3 protein-coding genes are annotated in these 1,456 nt (G+C 69.9%); all 3 read left to right on the forward strand.

All coding sequences use genetic code 11. From position 1 onward, the window contains the following. Nucleotides 1-179 (forward strand): GlsB/YeaQ/YmgE family stress response membrane protein (locus tag MKK88_RS14750; protein WP_244000907.1); only part of this gene is annotated, 179 nt, incomplete at its 5' end. Between the two features lie 67 nt (nucleotides 180-246). Then, entirely contained in the window at nucleotides 247-1,203 is a 957-nt protein-coding gene (locus MKK88_RS14755) for a PhnA-like protein (protein ID WP_244000903.1), read from the forward strand. Between the two features lie 2 nt (nucleotides 1,204-1,205). Further along, on the forward strand, nucleotides 1,206-1,456 hold a 251-nt coding region (locus tag MKK88_RS14760), incomplete at its 3' end, for a DUF2382 domain-containing protein (RefSeq protein WP_244000905.1).

The following is a 1,456-nucleotide window of genomic DNA, read 5'->3' on the forward strand; positions in this document are numbered from 1 at the left end:
TCGTCGTCGACATCCTGCTCGGGGTCGTCGGCGCCGTCGTCGGCGGTTTCCTGTTCAACCAGTTCGGCGAGCCCGGCGTCTCGGGTTTCAACCTCTACAGCCTGCTCGTCGCCGTCGTCGGCGCTGTCATCGTGCTGGTCATCTACCACGCCCTGATCAGGCGACGTGGGGCGTTCTAAGCCCAACCAAACTCTTTCCGTTTCAGCCGAAAAGCATCCGAACCACCGAGACCAGAGAGTACCAACTATGGCGTTATCGACCGACACCACCCACGCGGCCTACGACCGCGACCTGCCGACCACCAGCCTCGCCACCCCGGCCGAGGACATGCGCACGATGGCACTGCACTCCATCTCCTGGGGGGCTGTCATCGCCGGCGCGGTGATCGCGCTGGTCGCCCAGGTCATTCTGAACATGGTCGGGCTCGGGATCGGTCTGTCGACCGTCGACCCGGCCGGCAACGGCACCCCGACCGCCGGGTCGCTCTCGTCCGGCGCCGGGATCTGGTTCGTGATCTCCGGCATCCTCGCCTCCACCGCCGGCGGCTGGCTCGCCGGGCGCCTCTCGGGCAAGCCGGCTCGGACCACCACCGCCTATCACGGGTTGATCGCCTGGGCGGTCTCGACCCTGATCATCGTGTACCTGCTGTCCTCGGCGGTCGGCGGCATCGTCAGCGGCGCGTCGAGCGCGGTGTCGAGCACATTGGGCGGCGCCGGCAACCTGATCGGCGGCTCGGTGAAGACCGCCGCGCAGGCCATGGCTCCGTCGCTGCCGGGCATGGACAACCCATTCTCGAACATCGAGAGCCAGGTCCGCAACGGCACCGGCAATGACCCCGAGGCGCTGAAGAACGCCGCCGTCAGCGCCATGCGCGCCGCCGTGACCGGTGACGCCGCCCAGCAGAAGGACGCGCAGGAAAAGGCCGCCCAGGCTCTGGCCAAGGCGCAGGGCATCCCGGTCGATCAGGCCCGGACCCAGGTCGCCCAATACGTTCAGCAGTTCAACGACACGGTCGCCAAGACCAAGGAGCAGGCCAAGCAGGCCGCCGACACCGCCGCCCGCGTCGGCTCGCAGGGGGCGCTCTACGGTGCCCTGGCGCTGATCCTCGGTGCCCTGGCTGCCTTCTTCGCCGGCCGCGGCGCAGCGGTCGACCCTGTGCTCACCCGCACCGCACCCGCCGTCACGACCCAGCGCCGGGTCTGATCGTGGGCGATCCCACCGCCACCGAGCCGCATCCCTACGGGGCGCAGAACGAGCCGGCGGCGGAAGTCGCCGTCGGCGAGGAGGCGGTTCTCCCGCTGATCGCCGAGACCGTCCGCATCGACAAGCGGGCGGTGGAGACCGGGCGGGTGCGGGTCTCGACCCGGACCGAGACGGTCGACGAGGTCCTGCGCGAGACCCTGCGCAGCGATCACGTCGGGGTCACCCGGGTGGCCGTCAACCGGACCCTGGCCGA

This window comes from Methylobacterium sp. E-005, assembly GCF_022829725.1.
Lineage (GTDB): Bacteria > Pseudomonadota > Alphaproteobacteria > Rhizobiales > Beijerinckiaceae > Methylobacterium.

Excerpts from the sequence above, each read along its gene's own strand:
- MKK88_RS14755 (WP_244000903.1), top strand. The coding sequence starts at position 247 with ATGGCGTTATCGACCGACACCACCCACGCGGCCTACGACCGCGACCTG.